22 protein-coding genes and 2 tRNA genes are annotated in these 20,006 nt (G+C 69.8%); 14 read left to right on the top strand and 10 right to left on the bottom strand.

What is annotated here, in order from left to right; genetic code table 11:
* Positions 1-405 precede the first annotated feature (405 nt).
* The 3 genes from AB0H64_RS40010 (at position 406) to AB0H64_RS40000 (ending at position 1,377) form a co-directional block, all read left to right on the top strand.
* Positions 406-804 (top strand): hypothetical protein, encoded by a 399-nt coding sequence (locus AB0H64_RS40010; protein WP_357635724.1) that lies wholly within the window; start codon positions 406-408, stop codon positions 802-804.
* A 136-nt stretch (positions 805-940) separates the two neighbouring features.
* A complete protein-coding gene (locus AB0H64_RS40005) occupies positions 941-1,129 on the top strand; it encodes a hypothetical protein (RefSeq protein ID WP_310713079.1) in 189 nt (62 codons plus the stop codon).
* 5 nt (positions 1,130-1,134) lie between these two features.
* Complete coding sequence (locus AB0H64_RS40000; protein WP_357635720.1) at positions 1,135-1,377, top strand: hypothetical protein; 243 nt, start codon at positions 1,135-1,137, stop codon at positions 1,375-1,377.
* Positions 1,378-1,385: 8 nt separating this feature from the next.
* On the opposite strand, the gene AB0H64_RS39995 is transcribed toward AB0H64_RS40000, so the two are convergent.
* Positions 1,386-1,853 (bottom strand): group II truncated hemoglobin, encoded by a 468-nt coding sequence (locus tag AB0H64_RS39995; RefSeq protein ID WP_357635716.1) that lies wholly within the window; start codon positions 1,851-1,853, stop codon positions 1,386-1,388.
* 189 nt (positions 1,854-2,042) lie between these two features.
* On the opposite strand from AB0H64_RS39995, the gene AB0H64_RS39990 reads away from it, so the two are divergent.
* Entirely contained in the window at positions 2,043-2,618 is a 576-nt protein-coding gene (locus AB0H64_RS39990) for a class I SAM-dependent methyltransferase (RefSeq protein WP_357635714.1), read from the top strand.
* 177 nt (positions 2,619-2,795) lie between these two features.
* Here AB0H64_RS39990 and AB0H64_RS39985 read toward each other — a convergent pair whose 3' ends face one another.
* Both AB0H64_RS39985 and AB0H64_RS39980 read right to left on the bottom strand, forming a co-directional pair.
* The gene (locus tag AB0H64_RS39985; protein WP_357635711.1) at positions 2,796-4,130 is read right to left on the bottom strand and encodes an AarF/UbiB family protein; all 1,335 of its coding nucleotides are present in this window, start codon (positions 4,128-4,130) and stop codon (positions 2,796-2,798) included.
* A 62-nt stretch (positions 4,131-4,192) separates the two neighbouring features.
* Positions 4,193-5,596: a ThiF family adenylyltransferase gene (locus AB0H64_RS39980; protein ID WP_357635708.1), complete on the bottom strand. Its 1,404-nt coding sequence runs from the start codon at positions 5,594-5,596 to the stop codon at positions 4,193-4,195.
* 201 nt (positions 5,597-5,797) lie between these two features.
* On the opposite strand from AB0H64_RS39980, the gene AB0H64_RS39975 reads away from it, so the two are divergent.
* The 3 genes from AB0H64_RS39975 to AB0H64_RS39965 all read left to right on the top strand — a co-directional run bounded on the left by AB0H64_RS39975 (position 5,798) and on the right by AB0H64_RS39965 (position 7,763).
* The gene (locus tag AB0H64_RS39975; protein ID WP_357635704.1) at positions 5,798-6,580 is read left to right on the top strand and encodes an enoyl-CoA hydratase-related protein; all 783 of its coding nucleotides are present in this window, start codon (positions 5,798-5,800) and stop codon (positions 6,578-6,580) included.
* A 68-nt stretch (positions 6,581-6,648) separates the two neighbouring features.
* Positions 6,649-7,167, top strand: coding sequence for a M48 family metallopeptidase (locus AB0H64_RS39970; protein WP_357635701.1), 519 nt, complete (start codon positions 6,649-6,651; stop codon positions 7,165-7,167).
* Entirely contained in the window at positions 7,164-7,763 is a 600-nt protein-coding gene (locus AB0H64_RS39965; RefSeq protein WP_357635699.1) for a hypothetical protein, read from the top strand. Before AB0H64_RS39970 ends, AB0H64_RS39965 begins: the two co-directional genes overlap by 4 nt.
* A 53-nt stretch (positions 7,764-7,816) precedes the next feature.
* On the opposite strand, the gene AB0H64_RS39960 is transcribed toward AB0H64_RS39965, so the two are convergent.
* From AB0H64_RS39960 to AB0H64_RS39950, 3 genes are read right to left on the bottom strand one after another with little or no spacing between them, the layout of a single operon-like run.
* Positions 7,817-8,809, bottom strand: a complete 993-nt coding sequence (locus AB0H64_RS39960; RefSeq protein WP_357635697.1) for an endonuclease/exonuclease/phosphatase family protein — start codon at positions 8,807-8,809, stop codon at positions 7,817-7,819.
* Between the two features lie 29 nt (positions 8,810-8,838).
* Positions 8,839-9,411, bottom strand: a complete 573-nt coding sequence (locus AB0H64_RS39955; RefSeq protein ID WP_357635695.1) for an NUDIX hydrolase — start codon at positions 9,409-9,411, stop codon at positions 8,839-8,841.
* The gene (locus tag AB0H64_RS39950; RefSeq protein ID WP_357635736.1) at positions 9,408-10,646 is read right to left on the bottom strand and encodes a zinc-dependent metalloprotease; all 1,239 of its coding nucleotides are present in this window, start codon (positions 10,644-10,646) and stop codon (positions 9,408-9,410) included. The genes AB0H64_RS39955 and AB0H64_RS39950 overlap by 4 nt, the downstream gene beginning before the upstream one ends.
* A gap of 130 nt (positions 10,647-10,776) precedes the next feature.
* Here AB0H64_RS39950 and AB0H64_RS39945 point away from each other — a divergent pair, with 130 nt between their 5' ends.
* The 6 genes from AB0H64_RS39945 (at position 10,777) to AB0H64_RS39920 (ending at position 16,864) form a co-directional block, all read left to right on the top strand.
* Positions 10,777-11,850 (top strand): NAD-dependent epimerase/dehydratase family protein, encoded by a 1,074-nt coding sequence (locus AB0H64_RS39945; protein ID WP_357635733.1) that lies wholly within the window; start codon positions 10,777-10,779, stop codon positions 11,848-11,850.
* A 30-nt stretch (positions 11,851-11,880) separates the two neighbouring features.
* Positions 11,881-12,306 carry a molybdenum cofactor biosynthesis protein MoaE gene (locus AB0H64_RS39940; protein WP_357635692.1) on the top strand — a complete coding sequence of 142 codons (426 nt, stop codon included), beginning with the start codon at positions 11,881-11,883 and terminating at the stop codon, positions 12,304-12,306.
* Between the two features lie 10 nt (positions 12,307-12,316).
* The gene (locus AB0H64_RS39935; RefSeq protein ID WP_357635689.1) at positions 12,317-13,363 is read left to right on the top strand and encodes a PDZ domain-containing protein; all 1,047 of its coding nucleotides are present in this window, start codon (positions 12,317-12,319) and stop codon (positions 13,361-13,363) included.
* A gap of 129 nt (positions 13,364-13,492) precedes the next feature.
* A complete protein-coding gene (locus AB0H64_RS39930) occupies positions 13,493-16,459 on the top strand; it encodes a UPF0182 family protein (RefSeq protein WP_357635686.1) in 2,967 nt (988 codons plus the stop codon).
* A 45-nt stretch (positions 16,460-16,504) separates the two neighbouring features.
* Positions 16,505-16,581: transfer RNA gene (locus AB0H64_RS39925), tRNA-Met, on the top strand.
* Between the two features lie 206 nt (positions 16,582-16,787).
* Positions 16,788-16,864, top strand: a tRNA-Met gene (locus AB0H64_RS39920).
* Positions 16,865-17,025: 161 nt separating this feature from the next.
* Here the strand turns inward: AB0H64_RS39920 and AB0H64_RS39915 are convergent.
* Positions 17,026-17,544, bottom strand: a complete 519-nt coding sequence (locus AB0H64_RS39915) for a GNAT family N-acetyltransferase (protein WP_357635683.1) — start codon at positions 17,542-17,544, stop codon at positions 17,026-17,028.
* A 103-nt stretch (positions 17,545-17,647) separates the two neighbouring features.
* On the opposite strand from AB0H64_RS39915, the gene AB0H64_RS39910 reads away from it, so the two are divergent.
* Positions 17,648-18,901, top strand: coding sequence for a serine hydrolase domain-containing protein (locus AB0H64_RS39910; RefSeq protein ID WP_357635680.1), 1,254 nt, complete (start codon positions 17,648-17,650; stop codon positions 18,899-18,901).
* Between the two features lie 125 nt (positions 18,902-19,026).
* Here AB0H64_RS39910 and AB0H64_RS39905 read toward each other — a convergent pair whose 3' ends face one another.
* The 3 genes from AB0H64_RS39905 to AB0H64_RS39895 form a co-directional block, all read right to left on the bottom strand.
* Complete coding sequence (locus AB0H64_RS39905; RefSeq protein WP_357635678.1) at positions 19,027-19,221, bottom strand: hypothetical protein; 195 nt, start codon at positions 19,219-19,221, stop codon at positions 19,027-19,029.
* 48 nt (positions 19,222-19,269) lie between these two features.
* The gene (locus AB0H64_RS39900; RefSeq protein WP_344883713.1) at positions 19,270-19,539 is read right to left on the bottom strand and encodes a WhiB family transcriptional regulator; all 270 of its coding nucleotides are present in this window, start codon (positions 19,537-19,539) and stop codon (positions 19,270-19,272) included.
* Positions 19,540-19,667: 128 nt separating this feature from the next.
* A complete protein-coding gene (locus tag AB0H64_RS39895) occupies positions 19,668-19,928 on the bottom strand; it encodes a hypothetical protein (protein WP_357635675.1) in 261 nt (86 codons plus the stop codon).
* Between the last annotated feature and the right edge of the window lie 78 nt (positions 19,929-20,006).

The following is a 20,006-nucleotide window of genomic DNA, read 5'->3' as shown; positions in this document are numbered from 1 at the left end:
TTTATTCTTTCAGCGATCCGATTTACTGTCAAATTCGGCGCTTCCGGAATTCCGACTTACCCCGTTTCCGGGGCAACCCCTCTAACTTACCAGCCGATCCGGACACATGCGAATCGTCCGTCATCGAGCGAGAAGAAGAGGGGAGTTGCGGGGCACCTCCGAGGCTCCTCAGAGCCTTCGGCTGCCCTGCGTCGGCAACTCTAGCAGCCTGACGCACCTGCTTTGTGCCACACAGGTAATCCCACGGTCCTTCCCTCCCCTCACGTCCTTCAAACCTCGCCATGCCCCACCTGACCGGACGAGGAGAGCCGGCTTGGCCGCGCGACAAGCCGACGTCAACCCATCCGCAATCGCCGAACGGTACGAAGTACGTACGAGCACTCTGCACCCATGGAGGTGTCCGCTATGACTCGCTCGGAGTTCGACGACATCCGTGCCTTCCTCGCCGATGAGGCGACCCACGCCGGTGACCTGCTGCGGGTCGCCCGGACTCTGATCGACGACCTGGAGCACGCCCGCATGCGCGAGGCCATCCTCCGGACGTACTACCTGCGTCTTCTCACGGCCGCCCGCGCGACCGTGGCGGCGGACAGCGTGGGCGCCCCCGACCCGCTGACCTTCCTCAAGCACGAGCTCGCCGAGCACGGCCAGCTGCCCGAGGACGGCGCGGCCGTACAGCGCATCCTGTCCGACGCGCGGGCGGCGGAGGCGCTGCTCGCATGCCTGGAGCAGAACGTCCAGCGCCGCCCGCAGGGGATGCGCCTGCGGCGTTGCGTCGGTACCGGCCGCCGGCTCTCCCACTGATGGGCCACCGACGGAGCACGGAGCGCCGCCGGCGGTCGCGCAGAGACCAGCGGTGCGCGATGCGCCGCCGCCGGGGTGACCGGATGACAACTCCGCAGATACCCGCCCTTGGTGCTATGGCTGTCAGACTGCGCGTATGTGGCAGCGAGGGTTGAATTGGGCGGCGGTCGCCTTTGTGGGGATATTCGGCCTGATGTGGGTTGGCGTCGTGATTTATGCGGACGCGGACTCCACCCTCTGGATGCGCATCGGAGAGACGATCTTCGGCCTCATTCTCACCGGCTGGGCCGTGCGAAGGGCGGCCATCATGATCATCAAAGTGTGAGCGCCATGAGCGAGCAACTCTACGAAATCAGTCATGACATGGGCGACGACGTGCAGGAGTCGCACGTCGCCATGTACCGCGACAGCTTCCCGCAACGGCATCGCATCGACGAGATCGACGACGAGGTGGCACGCGGCATCTCCCGATGGGTCCACGAGGAGGACCCACGGGAGTCGGACACGTACGTGGACCCGCTGGAAGAGTCCCGGTCGTACTTCGAGGACGGCAATCCGCGCTCGGACCGCTAGCACGTCGTTCAGGGCTGGTACGGCGGCGCGACGCCCCATCCCCACCGCGGCACCGGCGCGCTGGTCACCGGCGTGGCGTCCGGCTGCGAGTTGTGCAGCGCCAATCTGGTGCCCCACTCGATGTAGCCGGCGAACGCCGCCCTGAACTCGGGGTCGTCAGGCAGCCCCACCTCGTCGGCGGCGTCCATGAGGAGGCTCACCCAGCGGCGCCGCTGCGGCTCGGTGATCGCCTTGCCGAGATGCATGGACAGCATGTGCGCGTATCCACCGCGCTCCTCGGTGTAGCGGGTCGGGCCGCCGAACACCTCCCCCAGCCAGATGGCGACGTATCGGGGATGGTCAGGATCCATGTGCCGGAACAACGGCCCGATCAGGTCATCCTTGCGAACCTGCACGTAGAAGGCCTCGGTCAGGCGCGCCAGCGCCTCCGCCCCGCCCGCCCATTCGTAGAGCGTCGGCACCGTTTGATCAGTCATGTAATCATGTAATCATGCGCTGAGGGGCAACCTCAACCCGTTTGATCCACCGGGTGGCTCGTACAGCCGACTCTGCCTCGCCCTCCGGTCGGACATCAGCAACGGCCTGGCCGGTCAGGATGGCGTCGCCTGCAGGGCCGGCCCTCCGTTCCCGGGAAGCAGCCCCGCTGTGGTCGGGACAATCTCCGGATGACCTTCAATCACAACGATCACTACCACCCGGTGCTGATGAAGCAGATCCCGCAGGGGGCGCGCAGGGCGCTCGACGTCGGGTGCGGAACCGGGCGGTTCGCCCGCGCGCTGGCGGCCCGCGGGCTGGACGTCGACGCGGTCGACCCCGACAAGGCCGTGATCCACGCCGCGACAGGCACCGGGGTCACCTACGTCCACGGCGACATCACCACCATGGAGCTGTCTGCCGGTCACTACGACTACATCTCGTGCCTGGCGAGCCTGCATCATGTGCCCTTCGACACGGTACGGAAGTTGCGGGCGGCTCTCGCGCCCGGCGGGGTGCTGGCCGTGCTGGGCTGCTACCGCGCGAGTGCCCCCTCGGATTACCTGCACGACCTGGCCGCCATCCCGGCCAACGCGGCCATGCGGCTCGCGTTGATCCGGCGTCCCGCCCCGGAGGTCAGTGCACCGGTGACGGCGGCGAGCATGACGTTGGAGGAGATTCGGAGCGAGGCGGCGACACTGCTGCCGGGGGCGCGGATCAGGCGGCTGCTGTTCTGGCGGTATCTGCTGACGTATCAGGCGGTCTGACGCCGCTACCGGGCACCCGTCTGCTCGGGCCCGCCGCGATTGCCCGCCTGGACGGTCCCGCGCGGCGGGGCGCTTCTACGGTTGCCTGAACGGGATCTTGAGGGGAACGGGATGACCAGCAGGTCGGCCTGCCCGTGTTCGGTGGGCGGAAGCCCGGTACGCGTACCGGGCTGCGGGTCAGCCGATGGCCAGGGCCTCGTCGTTCGGGTCGTCCGCGAAGCCGGGGACCCAGCGGATCACCTCGTCGCGGAACCTCGCGGTCGTGTTGAGCTGACACAGGACTCCGATGCCGGCCGCGTGAACCCGGTGGATGAGGACGTACGACACCGGGAGGTTGAGCTGGCGTACCACGTTCGTGGGGCGCAGGTCCGTGACGCTGGCGGCCTGGGCCTGGAGCCATTCGCGGCTGAAGGTGAACTCCTCCACCGCCGTGGGCTCGACGTACGGGGCGAGGAACGCGCGCAGGGCGTCCGGGTCCACCTCTATCCCGGGGCGGATGAAGCCCTCCTCCCGCAACCCGTTGATCACGGTCTCCATGTCGCCCTTGTTGAAGATCCGCGTCAGCTGGCCGAACGCCTTGGGGTAGCCCTCGGGAAGCCGGTTGACCGCGCCGAAGTCGAGGATGCCCAGCTTGCCGTTCGGCAGCATGCGGAAGTTGCCCGGGTGGGGGTCGGCGTGCAGCATGCCGACACGGGCCGGCGAGCAGAAGAGAAAGCGGACGAACAGCAGCCCCATCCGGTCGCGCTCTTCCTTGGTCCCGTCGGCGATGATGCGGGACAGCGGCGTGCCGTCCATCCACTCGGAGACGAGGACCATCTCGTTGGCGGCGATCACGTCGGGGACGTGGAAGTCGGGGTCGTCCATGAACTCGAGGGCGAAGGCGTGCTGGGCCTCCGCCTCACGCAGGTAGTCGAGCTCCTCGGCGATGCGCTCGCGCAGCTCCTCCAGCACCGCCTTGATGTCGAGACCGGGCAGCACGACCCCGAAGAGCTTGCCGAGCCGGGCGAGCTGCGCGAAGTCACCGAGCAGCGCCTTGCCCGCCCCCGGGTACTGGATCTTGACCGCGGCTTCCCGGCCGTCGTGCCACACGGCCCGGTGGACCTGGCCGATGGAGGCGGCGGCGGTGGGCTTGTCGTCGAAGGAGATGAAGTTGTCGCGCCAGTCGTCGCCGAGCTGCTCGGCCAGCACCTTGTGAACGGTGGCCGCGGGCAGCGGCGGCGCCGCCTCCTGGAGTCTCGTGAGCGTGGCGCGGTAGGGTCCCGCGATCTCCTGGGGCAGGGCCGCCTCGAAGATGGACAGGGCCTGCCCGACCTTCATCGCTCCGCCCTTGAGCTCGCCGAGCACCTTGAAGATCTGCTCGGCGGTCCGCTGCTGGATCTCCAGAGCTACCGTCTCGGCCGGCTTGCCCCCGATCCGCTTGCCGAGTCCGAGGGCGGCACGGCCGGCGAACCCCAGTGGGAGAGAGGCCAGCTTGGCGGAGCGCGTGACGGCGCGGCGTGGAAGATCGCTCACACTGATGCGCGGCCTCTCGGGAAGAAGCCGCTCCCCCTTTCGACGGTCGTCGCCGGAACACGTCAGTCGCTGGTGGGCGACACGACCATTCTTAGCGAATAAGGATTGTTTCGCATACAACGACATTCGGGATGGGGTGTCCACGGCGTGCTGCCCCAGCGCCAGTCGGGGGTGACGTCCGCTGTGGAGTTGGTCACAGCCGATGCATGGCCGTCCAGCTGGGCCAGCGCGTGCCCGGCCGCGGCGGCGGCCACGACCGTCGCGAGGGTGGTGTCGCAGGCGATCTCTCCCGGCGGGTAGCCGCCCAGCCGGGCGGTCACCATCGCCCATCCGGGGTCGCGGTCGCGTCTGGTCAGATCGAGGCAGTGGAGGCATGCCGTACGGCCTGGCAGGACGAGCGGCCCGACGGACCCGTGCCCCTCGAAGGCGGAGACGAGCAGGTGGGGGATGCCGAGCTCGGCCAGCTCATTGACCAGCAGGAGGTCGAGCGGCTCGACGGGGGCGAGGATGACGAGGTCGGGGCGGTGCGTCCCGTCGCCGAGGTAGGGGCCGCCGGCTCGTACGAGGACGGAAGGCGTGCCGGGAGGGGCCGGCGGCGTGACGACCGGCGAGGCGCGGGCGTGATCTGGGTCCTTCACGGTACGCGCGCCGTCCTTCGTGGAGACGGGCTTCGGGCCGGCGTGCAGGGGACTGGGCTCCGGGCCGGCGTGGTCTTCGAGGGAGGCCGTTGTCATGGGAGCCGGGCCAGGGGGAGCGTGGTCCTTCACGGGACGGGTGCCGGCCTTCACGGGGCCCGGTCCAGGGCGTCGGCATCGGTCTGGGCGTGGGTCTGGCTCAGGGTGGGCGGTGTCTGCCGCTTCCGGAGGCGGCGGGGCTCCGCCGGACGTGAGGCGGCGGGCGACGGCCACCGCGCCGTCCTGACGGCTGAGGCCCAGCTCGCTCCACGTCAGGCCGCCCGGTGTGAGGTCGCGGGGCCGGACCGGACCCGGGTCCATCACGCGGATGTCGCCCACTCCGCACGATGCCAGCAGAGCGACGATCTGTGCCCCGACCCTGCCTGCTCCGTAGACGCGCACCCGTGCCCGTCTCCTTGCCTGGAACACACCGGAACCGCCGTCCGGGCCCGCCGACGCCAGGTCGAGGGCGTCGACGTCGGGCTCCAGCCGGTCGCGCTCGGCCAGCGAGAGCCCGCGCAGCGACACATGACCGGCTGAGGCGTCGTGGAGCACTCTTCGAGCGGTCAGCTGGTCGATCATGGCGCGGGCCATCGGCTCGTCCATGCCGGCGGCGGACGCGGCTCGCAGCACCTGCCTCATGTCGCGGCTGCCGTCGAGCAAGGCGATCCATCTCCGGACCGGGCCGGTCAGACCGGTCAGGACGACGGCCTTGGCGGGATGGACGCCGAGCTGCAGGGTGCGCTCGTCGCGGAGGATGCGTCGCAGGGCGGGCTTCACACGTGGCCTCATGGCCGGAAGGTTTCCACGTCGCGGCGGCTTCGCGCGGCGTCTTTCCGCGCGCTGTGGACAAGTGAGGAGGCGAGGGGGTGGGCTGTGGAAAACGCCGGTGCGATGGGCGGAGGCCGGGACCGCGCCGTCGCGGCATGAGCCGGACCTGGTGGTGGCGTAGACCGCCTGGAGTGCGGTGGGCGGTGGTCGTACGCTCCCCGCATGAGTGAGCTCCTCGTCGAGCGCGACCCCGACGGTGTCGTGCGGCTGACCCTGAACCGGCCCGACCGGCGCAACGCCATGACCGACGGCATGACCGAGCAGTGGCGCGACACCATGGCCGGGCTGGCCGTCGACCGGGACGTGCGGTGCGTGGTCGTCACCGGCGCCGGGTCCGCGTTCTGCGCCGGCGGCGACCTGTCCTGGCTGGGCGAGCGGAACGCCGAGCCCGTCCCGCGGCTGCGCGAGCGGATGCTCGGCTTCTACCGCTCCTGGCTGTCCATCGCGGCGCTGGAGGTGCCGACCGTCGCGGCCGTCAACGGACCGGCGGTCGGCGCGGGGCTGTGCCTGGCGCTGGCGTGCGACCTCGTGTACGCGGCCGACGACGCCCGGCTGCTCGCCCCGTTCACGTCGCTCGGCCTGCATCCGGGGATGGCGGCCACGTACCTGCTGCCGGCGAGGGGCGGGGCGGGGCTGGCGCGGGAGATGCTGCTCACCGGGCAGGCAATTTCGGGCAAGGAAGCAGAGATTAAAGGATTGGTAAATCGTTGTTTTCCACCAGCTGACCTCATGACGGAAGTGTCGGCGGTCGCCCGTAAGATCGCGCGGAACGCTCCCGTCGCCACCCGGCTCACCAAAGTCGCGCTGGCCTCCGGCCACGTAGATCTGGAAGCCGCGCTGCGCTGGGAGGCGCTCGCACAGCCCGTGACCATGGCCTCCGCCGACCTGGTCGAGGGGCTGGCCGCGCAGCGGGAAAGGCGCGTGCCCAAATTCACCGGGTCTTAATCATCTGACCAGGAGAAACAAGCACCTTCCCTCTGTGGAATTTCGCCGGTGTCGGCTAACGTGCATATGTGCCCCCCGAGACAGTCGAGGTCCGTCGCAGTTCTCGTCGCCGGCGTACGGTCTCCGCATACCGCGACGGCGACAAGACGATCGTGCTCCTGCCCGCCTGGCTGACCGGTCAGGACGCGGACGAATGGGTGAGCCGGATGCTCGATCGGCTTGCGGCCAGGGAGCGCCGGAGGAGGCCGACGGACGAGGGCCTCCTAGCGCGGGCCAGGGAGCTGTCGGCGAAGTTCCTCGATGGCAGGGCCGACCCGGCGAGCGTGCGCTGGGTGGACAACCAGCAGCACCGATGGGGTTCCTGCACTCCGGAGAACGGCACGATCCGCATCTCGACCCGGCTCAAGGGCCTGCCCGAATGGGTCATCGACTACGTGATCATCCACGAGCTGGTGCACCTGCTGGTGCCGAGCCACGGCCCCGCGTTCTGGAGGCTGGTGGAGCAGTACCCGCGGGCCGAGCGGGCACGCGGCTTCCTCGAGGGCTTCTCGGCCGCCGTCAGCGCCCCGCCGGAGGACGAGTGTTGAGGCGCGTCGCCGCGGTCCTCGTACGGCAGAGCACGGCGGGCGCCGTCCCCGAAGGCGTGGACCCGAGGGAGTTCCTGGAGGCGGTCGCCGAGGACGCCTACGAGGTGGTCGCCGGTCTCGACCTGGTGACCCCGGTGCTGGTGACGAGTGTTCCGGGGCTGGACGAGCTGGTCTGGCCGGGCACCGAGGTGATCGAGGTCGGCGAGGACGAGCCGTTGGCGGGCATCGCGGCGCGGCTCGACGGCGACCAGGCGGTCGTGATGGCGGCCGACGCCCCCGACCTGCCGCCGCTGCTGATCGGCAAGCTGTTCCGCGAGCTGGGACGAGCCCAGGTGAGCGTCTGTCCCGCCGAGGGCGGAGGGGCGGTCGCGATGGCGTTCGGGCTGCCGATGCCGGCGTGGGCGGGCTCCGGTCTCGACGAACCCGACCCGGTCACGGCGCTGCGCGCGCAGGCGCCGGGCAGGCGGACGGTGGCGACGGTCCCGGGCTGGCACCGGCTGCGTGCCGCCGGTGACCTGGCACGACTCGATCCGGGGCTGGAGGGGTGGGACAACACCCGCGCGCTGCTGTCCGAGGCGGGCCTGACCGCGCGCTGAGCTCACTCCAGAACGGGTTGCGGGCCGCATCGGCTCACTCCGAGGAACGGGTTCTACGGAACGGCGAGCTCGGCGAAGACCGCGCGGTGGTCCGTGCCCGGAACCGTGTGGACGCTGACGTCACGCACGCCGACCCGCCGGTCCACCAGCACGTGGTCGATCGTGATGATCGGCGGCACCCTCTTGTTGGCCGGCCACGTCGGGATGAGCCCGGCCCCGACCTGGTCGGCGGCGTCCTTGTAACCGCGGGACAGCACCCCGCGCATCGGCGCGTGGTCGAGCGAGGCGTTGAAGTCGCCCGCCAGCACGCGCACCACGTCCGTGGAGGCGGCCGGCAGCTCGCCGAGCGCCCGGCTCCAGTCCGCCGCCTGCCGCCCCAGCGGCGGGAACGGGTGGACGTCGACGAACTCGATCGGCTTGCCACCCGGCAGCGAGATCCGGGCGGCCGGCATGTTGTGACCGACGGACGGCGACAGCTCGGGCATCGCCTCCACCGGGTACTTCGAGAACAGGCCGCTCCCGGTGGCGCTCCACTCGGCCTGGAGCACACGGTTGGGCATCACCGTCTTCAGCCCCAGGGCGTCGAGCTCCTCCACGGCGCCGGGGGTCAGCTCCTGGGTGCTCAGCACGTCCGGATCGAGGCGGTGGACGAGGTCCATGACCGCCTGCGGGTCGGCCTTGCCGAACAGCATGTTGAGGGTGAGGACGCGCATCGGGCGGCCGGCCGTGGCGTCGGCCGTGCCCAGGGCGCGGGGCAGGACGCTGACGCCGAGCGCGGTCGTGGCGATCAGCGCGACAGCCGTGGCGGCGCGCTTGCGGCTGACCGCGGCCACAAGCAGCGGGAGGAGCGAGCCCGCCGCGACGTACGGCGTGGCGGTCATGAGCTGCGTCGGCAGTGATCCGCGTTCGAGGCCCGCGACCCTGGCCACGGCCCAGGCCGCGAACGGTGTGACGGCGAGCCAGGCCAGTGCGGTCGGCAGCCGGCGACGTGACCGCGCCGCGGTCACGATCGTGCCACCGACCCTGCCGTCGGCTGAGATCCCCACATCGCCCCCCTGTTGGAACGGTACGGACTCTAGCCGGACGGCTGTGAGCGCGGGGTAAGACGCGACAGGAGAACCTCCCTGCCGCGCGCCGCGAGGCGGCGGGTGGCCTCGTCGGACAGCTCGGGGATCTCGTCCACGGGGAACCAGCGCAGGTCGAGGGACTCCTCGCTGATGACCGCCTCCGCGCCCGGCGGCGCCACGGCGGCGTACTCGACGTCGAGGTGCCAGCTGCGCGGCGGGTGGCACCAGACCTCGTGCCGGTCGAGCGCCAGCGGGCCCGGCAGCAGCTCCAGGCCGGGGATGCCGGACTCCTCGGTGGCCTCACGCAGGGCGACGGCGCTCAGCGAGGCGTCGGACGGCTCGCAGTGGCCGCCCATCGGCAGCCACATGCCGGCCTTCGGGTGCAACGTGAGCAGCACCCGCCCGCCGTCGTGCGACAGCACCGCCGTGGTCGCCGTCAGGTGACCGGGGACGCACTCGCGCAGCATCGCGTCGTCGTGGTCGCGCAGGTGGCCGAGGAACCCGGTGCGGAGCCGCTCCTCCTCGGCGGTGGGCGCCGTCCAGCCGGACAGGACGGCCACCGCGTCGCCGTGCAGGCTCACTTCTGGTCGTCCTCGCCCTTCTCCTGGTCCTTCTCGTCGCCGCCGGTGCCCCCCACGCCGCCTTCGAGCTGTGAGATGTCCCACTCCGACTCGCCCCGTACGAACGCCCCGGGGTTGTCGAGGTCGTCGGCCGACGGCATCAGGTCCGGGTGGGACCACAGCGCGTCGCGCCCGTCGACTCCGCGCGCCTCCCGGACCGCCTCCCACAGCGCCGCGGCCTCGCGCAGACGGCGGGGACGCAGCTCCAGGCCCACGAGGGTGCCGAAGGTCAGCTCGGCCGGGCCGCCGGTCGCGCGGCGCCGCCGTACGGTCTCGGCGAGGGCGCCCGCGGACGGCAGCTTGCCCTCGGCGGCATGGCCGGCCACGGTGGCGACCCAGCCCTCGACCAGGGCGAGCGCCGTCTCCAGGCGCGCCAGCGCGGCCTTCTGCCGCTCGGTCTCCTCGGGCTTGAGCAGCGCGCCGCCGCTCAGCGCCTCCTGGATGGCCTGCGGGTTGTTGATGTCGAGCCCGCGGATCTGCTCCTCCAGGGCCGAGGTGTCGACCGTGATGCCGCGCGCGTACTCCTCGACCGCGCCCAGCAGGTGGGAGCGCAGCCACGGAACGTGCTGGAACAGCCGGTGGTGCGCGGCCTCGCGCAGCGCCAGGTAGATCCGGATCTCCTCGGACGGCAGCTCCAGGCCCTGGCTGAACGAGGCGATGCCGCCGGGAAGCAGCGCGGCCCGGTCGGACAGCGGCAGGCCGATGTCGGTGGTGCCGATCACCTCGCGCGCCAGCGAGCCGAGGGCCTGGCCGATCTGCTGGCCGACCATCATGCCGCCCATCTGCTTGAGCATGCCCATGAGCGGCCCCGCCATCTGCTGGGCCTCGGGCGGCAGGCCGGAGCCGCCGAGCGCGCCGCCCATGGTCTCGACCATGCGCGCGGCGATCGGCTCGCACAGCGTGCGCCAGACGGGGATCGTGTTCTCGATCCACTCCGAGCGGCTCCACGCCTCGGGCGCGCCGACGCCGCTGGGCAGCGTGGTGGCCTCGTTCAGCCACAGATCGGCCAGGCGCAGGGCTTCGACGATCTGCCGGCGCTCGCCCTCCATGACGCTGGGATCGCCCTCCGCCACCACGGCGTGACGGGCGATGTTCTTGGCCATGTCCCAGTTGACCGGGCCTGAACCCTGGGGTGCCGACAGCATGTCGGCGAACTGGCGCATCGCCTGAGCCATCTGCTCAGGGTTGCCGAACATGGCGAACGGGTTTTCGTTGGGGTCGTTTTCGCGACCTGGCAGGTCAGTCACCGCTCTACCTCGTGCAGGATGGAGGAGTCCACATCCGCCACGTTAGTCGTCCTGCGGCGGATCAGTGCAAAGTGAGGACCTGGTGCCTACCTCGAAACGCCCGCGCCAACCTGTCGTCGCCGTCACGGGCGCCGCCTCAGGGCTGGGCCGCGAGCTGCTCGCAAAGCTCGTATCCTCCGCGGATTTCCGCAGGGTGGTGGCCATCGACGAGGAGCGCGGCGACGTCCGGGAGGCGACCTGGAGAGTCATCGACGTCCGGGATCCGCTCTTGGCGAACCGGATCTCCGACATCGACGTCCTGGTCCACCTGGCCGGTGACTACGCGGTCGACTCCGACCCGCGTGAGCGCCGCGCGTACAACCTGAGAGCGGCGCAGACCGTGCTCACCGCCTCCGCCGCGGCGCGCGTGCGGCGGGTGGTGCTCGTCACGAGCGCGATGGTGTACGGCGCGGCGCCGGAGAACGACGTGCCGCTGCCGGAGGACGCCGCGGTCGCGGCCGAGCCCGACACCGGCGTCGTGGGCGACTACCTGGAGATCGAGGCGCTCGTGCGCCGGTCGCTGCGCAGCCATCCGGGGCTGGAGGTGACGGTGCTGCGGCCCGCCGCGGTCGTGGGGCCCGGGGTGGACACGGTCATCACCCGCCACTTCGAGTCGCCGCGGCTGCTCACGGTCAAGGGGTGCTCGCCGCGCTGGCAGTTCTGCCACGTGGACGACCTGCTCTCGGCGCTGGAGCTGGCCGCGCGGAGCGTGGTCACGGGCGTGGTCGGGGTCGGCTCCGACGGCTGGCTGGAGCAGGAGCAGGTGGAGGAGATGGCGGGGCTGCGCAGGTTCGAGCTGCCCGCGGGGCTGACGTTCGGCACCGCGCAGCGGCTGCACCGCCTGGGCATCACCCCGGCGCCCGCCACGGACCTGCACTACGTCGTCTACCCGTGGGTGGTCGACTGCGCCAGGCTGCGCGAGGCCGGCTGGAAGCCGGCGTGGACCAACGAGGCCGCGTTCCAGCAGCTCCTGGAGCTGCGCGAGAAGGCGACGACCGTGGTCGGCAGGCGCCTGCCGGTCAAGGAGGCCACGCTCACCGCGGCGGGCGCGACCGTCGCCGTCATCGGCACGGCCGCCATCGTCCGCCAGGTACGCAGGAAGCGCCGCCAGTGAGGCCCGGAGCGGTTCGGTAGGCTCTGGTCCGTGGACGTCATCCGGTTGCTCGGCATACGTGACACCTCGCTCTCCGTGGAGGAGGTGCTCGCCGCCGTGGGCGACCACGCCGCCGGTGGCACGACGCTGTTCGTGGGCACCGTACGCGAGCAGGACCACGGCAAGCCGGTGACCCGCCTGTCCTACTCCGCGCACCCGTCGGCCGGCGACGAGCTGCGCCGGGTGGCCGAGAAGGTCGCCGCCGACTTCCCCGTGACCGCGCTCGCGGCCGTCCACCGGGTCGGCGACCTGGAGCTGGGCGACATCGCCGTGATCGTCGCCGTGGCCGCCCCGCACCGCCAGGAGGCGTTCGCCGCCTCGCGCCGGTTGATCGACGACCTCAAGGCCGAGGTGCCGATCTGGAAACATCAGGCGTTCGCCGACGGGTCGGCCGAGTGGGTCGGCGCCTGCGAATAAGCTCGTCTCCATGTCGCGTCGCGCCTTGACCCTGCTGGTTGCGGGCTTCCTCGTGCTCTTGCTCGGCGTCGTGGGCGCGGTGATGAAGGTTCCGTACGTGGTGCTGAGTCCGGGGCCGACCGAGAACACGATCGGCCAGGTCGACAAGAAGCCGGTGATCACCATCTCCGGGCGGCAGACCTATCCGACCAGCGGCGAGCTCAATCTGGTGACCGTCGCCTACCAGGGCGGCCCCAGCAGCCGGATCGACCTGCTGACCGCGCTGCGCGGCTGGATCGATCCCACCGTCGCCGTCGTGCCCGAGTCGACGATCTTCCCCGAGACCCGCTCGCAGCAGCAGGTCGAGGAGGAGAACACCGTCGAGATGACCAACTCCCAGGACTACGCGACGGCCGCGGCGCTGGGCGAGCTGAAGATCCCGTACGGCACGGCCGTGTCGGTGCTGTCCACCGAGAAGGGCAAGCCGGCCGACGGCAAGCTGCGCAAGGGCGACGAGATCACCGCGGTCGGCGGCAAGACAGCCGCGAACGTGGACGCCATCTCCGAGGCGGTCAAGGCAGTCAAGCCCGGTGAGAGCGTGACGTTCACCATCACCCGCGGCAAGGACCAGCTCGACGTCTCCGTGCCGACCGTGCAGGGCACGGGCGGCAAGGCGGTCGTCGGCATGGTGATGCAGGCGAAGTACAAGTTCCCGTTCGACGTCGACATCAACGTGGGCGACGTCGGCGGGCCGAGCGCCGGGCTGATGTTCTCGCTCGGCATCCTCGACAAGCTCACGCCGGGCGAGCTGACGGGCGGCAAGGACATCGCCGGCACCGGCACCATCGACCCGTCCGGCGCGGTCGGCCCGATCGGCGGCATCGCCCAGAAGATGGTCGGCGCGCGCAAGGCCGGGGCGACCGTCTTCCTCACTCCCGCCGACAACTGCGCCGAGGCCCTGAAGGCCGTTCCCGACGGGCTTCGCCTGGTCAGGGCCACCTCGCTGCACGAGGCGGTACAGGCGCTCGACGCCATCCGCACGGGCAAGGGAGAGGTCCCGGCTTGCGCCGCGCGATGAAACTTCCGCCGACCCCCGTACGTTAATCGAAGCGCTGGCACAGCGGTGTAGGTTGCCAGACACGGACCGTTTGTTCATCACGACGAGGGGTTGGCCTTGAGCTTCCGGACCCCAGGCGCCGGCCGGGCGATGCGCTTGCCCCGCCGGCCGAGACTGCTTCTGCCTGTCGCGATCGCGCTCGTGGCGATCGTGGCGTTGTTCTTCCTTTTCTCCGGCATCTACACCGACTATCTGTGGTTCGACTCGGTCGACTACACCTCGGTGTTCTCCGGCGTGCTGCTGACAGAGATCGTGCTGTTCCTGGTCGGGGCGGTGCTGATGGTCGGCATCGTCGGCGGCAACATGCTGCTGGCCTTCCGCACCCGGCCGATGTTCGGGCCCGCCATGTTCGGCGGGGGCAGCGGAGCCGACCGCTACCGGATGGCGCTCGATCCCCACCGCAAGCTGATCTTCATCGTCGGCATGGGCATGCTCGCGCTCTTCGCGGGCTCCTCCTTGGCCGGGCAGTGGCAGACGTGGCTGGAGTTCGCCAACGGGGTGCCCTTCGGCAAGACGGACCCGTTGTTCGGGTTCGACCACTCGTTCTTCATGTTCGACTACCCGTTCATCCGGATGGTGCTGAACTTCCTGTTCACCGCCGTGATCGTCTCGATCATCCTGGCGGCGATCACGCACTACCTGTACGGCGGGTTCCGGCTCCAGTCGCCCGGCGTCCACGCCTCGCGCGCCGCGCGGGTGCACCTGTCGGTGCTGCTCGGCGTGTTCGTGCTTCTGAAGGCCGTGGCCTACTGGGTCGACCGCTACGGGCTGGTCTTCTCCGACCGGGGCTTCGTGGACGGGGCGTCCTACACCGACGTCAACGCCGTCCTGCCGGCCAAGACCATCCTGGCGATCATCGCGCTGATCTGCGCCGTGCTGTTCTTCGCGGGCGTCGTGCGGCCCGGCGGCATGCTCCCCGGCGTGTCGTTCGGCCTGCTGGTGCTGTCGGCCGTGCTGATCGGCGGCGTCTACCCGGCGCTGGTCGAGCAGTTCCAGGTCAAGCCCAACCAGCAGCTCAAGGAAGCCGCCTACATCGACCGCAACATCAAGGCCACCCGCGAGGCGTACGGCGTCGACGGCACCGAGATCCTGCAGTACTCCGCGGAGTCCGACCCGGCCAAGGTGAAGACCGACGGCGACGCGTCGGTGAGTGGCGTGCGGCTGCTCGACCCGGCGCTGGTGTCGTCCACGTTCGACCAGACGCAGCGCATCCGCGGCTTCTACGGCTTCTCGGACCAGCTCGACGTCGACCGCTACAAGGACGCGAGCGGCAAGCTGGTCGACCATGTCGTCGGCGTCCGCGAGCTGCTCGCCTCCCCCGAGGGCCCGAGCAACTGGATCAACGAGGCGCTGGTCTACACCCACGGCTACGGCATCGTCGCGGCGCCCGGCAACGAGGTCGACTACGGCGGCCTGCCGGCCTACGACGCCAAGGACATGCCGGTCACCGGCCCGCTGGTCAACTCCACCAAGCTGACGGAGTCGCGCGTCTACTTCGGCGAGAACAGCTCCAACGAGTACGTCATCGCCGGCGGCAACCCCCGCAACCCGCAGGAGCTCGACTACCCCGAGACCGGCGGCACCGGCCAGAAGAACACCACCTATGCCGGCAAGGGCGGCGTCCCGGTCGGCTCGTTCATCAACCGGCTCGTCTACGCGGCGAAGTACGGCGAGAAGAACATCCTGCTGTCGGGCGACGTCAACGACAGCTCGAAGATCCTGTACGTGCGCAACCCGCGGGAGCGGGTCGAGAAGGTGGCGCCGTTCCTGACCCTCGACGGCAACCCGTACCCGGCGATCGTGGACGGGCGCGTCACCTGGATCATCGACGGGTACACGACCTCGAACGAGTACCCGTACTCCCAGAGCGAGAGCCTGGGCGACATGACCCGTGACACGGCCGTCGACCGGCGGCTGGTCGCGCAGCAGCCGCAGGACAACATCAACTACATCCGCAACTCGGTGAAGGCCACGGTCGACGCCTACGACGGCACGGTCACGCTCTACGCCTGGGACGACAAGGACCCGGTGCTCAGGACGTGGGGCAAGGCGTTCCCCGGCATCCTGCAGCCGGCCTCGAAGATGAGCCCCGACCTGCAGAGCCACGTGCGCTACCCCGAGGACCTGTTCAAGGTGCAGCGCTACACGCTCTCGCGCTACCACATCACGAACGCCGCGGCCTTCTACAGCAACCAGGACGCCTGGAACGTCCCGAGCGACCCGTCGCAGGGCAACCAGTCGATCAAGCAGCCGCCGTACTACCTGACCACCACGATGCCGGTCCAGGACGCCAAGCCGTCGTTCTCGCTGACGACGACGTTCGTGCCGAGGGAGGGCCCGAACCTGGCGGCGTTCATGGCGGCCGGGTCCACGGTGGGCCAGGACTACGGGAAGCTGCGCATCCTGCGCATGCCGTCCAACACCGCGATTCCGGGTCCGGGCCAGGCGCAGAACAACTTCCAGAACAAGTTCTCCGGCGAGCTCGGCCCGCTGGGCCTCGGCAACGCCAACGTCAGGTACGGCAACCTGCTCACGCTGCCCTACGCGGGCGGGCTCATCTACATCGAGCCCGTGTACGTGCAGACCAAGGCCGGCACGGGTCAGGAGCCGTACCCGATCCTGCGGCGGGTCCTGGTGGCGTTCGGCAACAAGGTGGGCTCGGGCGACAAGCTGGAGGACGCGCTCGCGCAGGTCTTCGGTGAGAGCCAGCAGCAGGCGCAGCCCAACGACCAGCAGCAGGCGCAGCCCAACCAGCAGACGACGGCGCTGGCCCAGGCCATCACCACGGCGCAGAAGGCCTACCAGGACGCCCAGAACGCCCTGAAGGCCAACCCGCCGAACTGGGAGGAGTACGGCAAGGCGCAGAAGCGGCTGGACGAGGCGCTGAGGGCGCTGCAGGGCCTGGGCACCCCGGCGCCCACCACCACGACGGCCCCGTCACCGGCGCCCTCGGGGACACCGGCACCGACGGGAAGCCCGGCGCCCACGCCGAGCGCGACGCCCACCTCGTCGGCCTCGGCCTCGGCGACACCGCAAGGGGGAACGCAGCCCCGTTGATTTGCCACCGCCCCGCGCTCCCTATAGTCTTTAGACACACACCGACGCGGGGTGGAGCAGTTCGGTAGCTCGCTGGGCTCATAACCCAGAGGTCGCAGGTTCAAATCCTGCCCCCGCTACCAGATCAGAGGCCCGGAGGATTTCCTCCGGGCCTCTGCTTTTGTGGGACGCGTCAGAGGCGCGGCGCTCTGCATTTGCAGGGCACACCAAGGCGCGGCGCGCTGCTTCAGCGGCGCGGCAACGCCATGGTTTCCGGTGGGTGCGTCAACGGCGCGGCGTTCCTTTTGCCACATCGCCGGTATCCCTATAGGCTTCAGGTACACACCGACGCGGGGTGGAGCAGTTCGGTAGCTCGCTGGGCTCATAACCCAGAGGTCGTAGGTTCAAATCCTGCCCCCGCTACCAGGTCAGAGGCCCGGAGGATTTCCTCCGGGCCTCTGCTTTTGTGGGACGCGTCAGAGGCGCGGCGCTCTGCATTTGCGGGCGTACCAAGGCGCGGCGCCCTTTTTGGCAGGTCCGTCAACGCTGCGGCCTTTATGTGACGTCATTCACATAAAGGCGGTTATTTACGCGAAGGTCATGGAGTAGATGCGGCGCGGCAGGCCGTGATAGTCGGCCAGGCGTTCCAGGATGAGGCCGGTCTTCTCCGCGACGCGCTGGGAGGGGACGTTGTCCGGGTGGATGATCGAGATCAGCCGCTCCACCCCGAGGACGTCCCGCGCGTGGTCGCGGCAGGCCGCGGCGGCCTCCGTGGCGTACCCCCTGCCCTGGAGGGCGGTCGGCACCAGGTAACCGACCTCGGTGAAGTCCTCGCCCTCGATCGTCTGCCGGATCAGGCCGCAGTTGCCGGCGAACTCTCCGGTCTCGCGCACCGTGAGCAGCCACAGCCCGTGGCCGTGCTCGGCGTAGCTGCGCAGGCTGCTCTCGATCCAGCGCCCGGCCTCCTCGCGCGTCCGGGTGCGCGGGTAGTAGCGCATCACCTCCGGATCGCCGAGCAGGGCGGCCATGTCGTCGAGGTCGTCCGGTGTCATCTCGCGGAAGTCGAGCTGGGCCGTGGGGGCCGGGAGGCGGTGTTCGCTGATCACGCGGGGGTTTGGTCCCTTCTGGATGGGTCTGCGGTCAGGGGTTCACAAGCTGACTGTGGTAGTAAAGGTGCCCAATGTTGCATATGAGGCATGAGGGATCAAAATGACAACGCTAAGCCGGCGACGCCTGCTCCAGACGGGCGCCGCGGCCGCGCCCGCCATCGCGCTCGGATCGCGCCCCGCGCAGGCCGCGTCCAGCTCCTTGCTGGTCACCGGGGTCGTGCCGGCCTCGATGGCCGGGTTCGACACGGCGATGAAGAAGTTCATCACCGAGCGGGACATCTCCTGTGCCCAGCTCGCGGTGGCCAAGAACGGCAAGATTCTGCTGGCGCGCGGCTACGGCGTCTACTCCAAGAACCGCAGCCTCATCCGGGTGCAGCCGACGTCGTTGTTCCGGATCGCCAGCCTGAGCAAGAACATCACCGGCGCGGCCATCGCCCGCCTCGCCCAGGACGGCAAGCTGAGCCTCGGCGCCTCGGTCACGTCGTTGCTGGGCCTGTCGGCCACGGCCGATCCGCGGCTGGCCAAGGTGACGGTGTGGCGGCTGCTCCAGCACACGGCCGGCTGGGACCGGGGCGTGTCACCGGACCAGCTCTGGGCCGACCACACGATCGCCGCCTCGCTCGGCGTCTCGCTGCCGATCGACCACGCCGACATCATCAAGTGGGCCACGGCCAGGAAGCTCGACTTCGACCCGGGCACCAAGTTCGTCTACAGCAACTACGGCTACATGCTGCTCGGCCGGATCATCGAGAAGGTCTCCGGGATGAGCTACGAGTCGTACGTCAAGCAGAAGCTGCTGGCGCCGGCCGGCATCACCCGGATGCGGCTCGGCCGCAGCCTCCTGGCGGAGACCGGGGCGAGCGAGGTGACGTACACCTCGAAGTTCACCAACAAGACCGTGCTGGACGACTCGGGCACCGTCGTGCCGTACCCCTACGGCGGCTTCAACATGCCCAACCAGGACGCGAACGGCGGCTGGCTGGCCTCTGCCGTCGACATGGTCAAGTGGGGCTTCGTCTTCGACAAGGCCGGGACGGTGCTGAACTCCACGTCGATCTCCCGGGTCTTCGCCAAGCCCGAGATCGGGATGAACTCGGGCGGCTCCTGGTACGGCTTCGGCTGGAGCGTGCGCAACAACAACGTCGGGACCCTGAACACCTGGCACAACGGGTCGATGCCCGGCACGTTCAGCTTCCTGGCGCGGGTGCAGAACGGCGTCAGCTACTGCGCGATCTTCAACCGGCGCGAGGAGACGGGCAGCCCGGACTTCGACTCGATCGACCCGATCCTCGGGCAGGCGATCGGCACCGTGAAGACGTGGCCGACGACGGACCTCGCCCCCCGGTACTTCTAGCACTTCCGATCCCACGAGCAAGGGGCCGGGCGCGATGATCGCGCCCGGCCCCTTGTGTGTTCACGGATTCCCGCGAGGGGTCGGGTGTGGACGGGAGATCCTGCGCCGGCGGCAGGATCTCCGCGTCACGCCTGCTGGCTCAGCGCCCTGCGGAGCCGATCGTTGGCTCGCCGGACCTGTCGCCGCGCCCGCTCCACGCGCTGGAGGCGGGAGATGAGGCGCTGCTCCTCCGCCTCGCGGTGGAGGGTTTGTATTCGGTCGTTGACCATGTCATGGCTGAGATACGGGACTTCCAGGCTGTGGGACGTTCTGGTGCTCATGCGCTTTTCTGCTCTCTGGTGATGTGGTGATGTGGCGTGAAAGGGATGTCAGGCAGCGACCGGGTGCTTGCGGGGACGCCCGCGGGGCCGCTTGCGGGGGACGATGGTCCCCCGGAGGACCAGCTCGCCGCCCCAGACGCCCCACGGCTCCTCGCGCTCGAGCGCGCGGGCCAGGCAGGCCTTCTGGATGGGGCAGCCGCCGCAGAGCGCCTTGGCGAACTCCACGTCCTCCGGCGACTCGGCGAACCACAGGTCAGGGTCGGTACGACAGGGGATCTTGGCTTCGTCGATCAGGTCCATGATCGTCTTGGCCCCCATCTGCTTCTCCTTTTGATCGATCTTGTTGCGCTTGGTCGGCACCTCGAGGTGGTCGGGGATCACGGACAAACAAGAAGGCCGCGGATCCTTGGTGCGGATCCGCGGCCTGGAGGCTGCTCTTGTGCCGGTCAGGTTATGACCGGTACATCCCTCCAGGGTTGCGGACCGCGCATTCCACCCTTGGTGATCTGCTGGGTCGGCACGTCGGTGCCTGCTGCGAAGACAGGAGCGCCCTTGGCGTCGGCACCGAGGTGGACGCGCGGGTAGGCGGGGGCCTGACTACGGGCAGACTTCTCCTGCAGTGGCTTGGCGGGACCATCGACCAGTCTCACCGAGTCACGGCATGCGGAGGCGAGCCACTGCGTGGCCGACATGTCGATGCTGATCACTGGGACTCACCTCCACTCTGGGATCGCCGGACAGGACCGTCCGACTTGCTTGACCATGACCCTAAACCGGGAACGCAG

This window comes from Nonomuraea sp. NPDC050733, assembly GCF_040654215.1.
Classification (GTDB): Bacteria; Actinomycetota; Actinomycetes; order Streptosporangiales; family Streptosporangiaceae; genus Nonomuraea.
This window is presented reverse-complemented; position numbering and strand designations above follow the sequence as displayed.

Coding starts and splice junctions, on each gene's coding strand:
- AB0H64_RS39975 (WP_357635704.1), top strand. CDS start 5,798: ATGAGTGAGCTCCTCGTCGAGCGCGACCCCGACGGTGTCGTGCGGCTG.
- AB0H64_RS39995 (WP_357635716.1), bottom strand. CDS start 1,853: ATGACTGATCAAACGGTGCCGACGCTCTACGAATGGGCGGGCGGGGCG.
- AB0H64_RS39930 (WP_357635686.1), top strand. CDS start 13,493: ATGCGCTTGCCCCGCCGGCCGAGACTGCTTCTGCCTGTCGCGATCGCG.
- AB0H64_RS39905 (WP_357635678.1), bottom strand. CDS start 19,221: ATGAGCACCAGAACGTCCCACAGCCTGGAAGTCCCGTATCTCAGCCAT.
- AB0H64_RS39950 (WP_357635736.1), bottom strand. CDS start 10,646: ATGTTCGGCAACCCTGAGCAGATGGCTCAGGCGATGCGCCAGTTCGCC.
- AB0H64_RS40010 (WP_357635724.1), top strand. CDS start 406: ATGACTCGCTCGGAGTTCGACGACATCCGTGCCTTCCTCGCCGATGAG.
- AB0H64_RS39900 (WP_344883713.1), bottom strand. CDS start 19,539: ATGGGGGCCAAGACGATCATGGACCTGATCGACGAAGCCAAGATCCCC.
- AB0H64_RS40000 (WP_357635720.1), top strand. CDS start 1,135: ATGAGCGAGCAACTCTACGAAATCAGTCATGACATGGGCGACGACGTG.
- AB0H64_RS40005 (WP_310713079.1), top strand. CDS start 941: ATGTGGCAGCGAGGGTTGAATTGGGCGGCGGTCGCCTTTGTGGGGATA.
- AB0H64_RS39910 (WP_357635680.1), top strand. CDS start 17,648: ATGACAACGCTAAGCCGGCGACGCCTGCTCCAGACGGGCGCCGCGGCC.
- AB0H64_RS39990 (WP_357635714.1), top strand. CDS start 2,043: ATGACCTTCAATCACAACGATCACTACCACCCGGTGCTGATGAAGCAG.
- AB0H64_RS39935 (WP_357635689.1), top strand. CDS start 12,317: ATGTCGCGTCGCGCCTTGACCCTGCTGGTTGCGGGCTTCCTCGTGCTC.
- AB0H64_RS39980 (WP_357635708.1), bottom strand. CDS start 5,596: ATGAGGCCACGTGTGAAGCCCGCCCTGCGACGCATCCTCCGCGACGAG.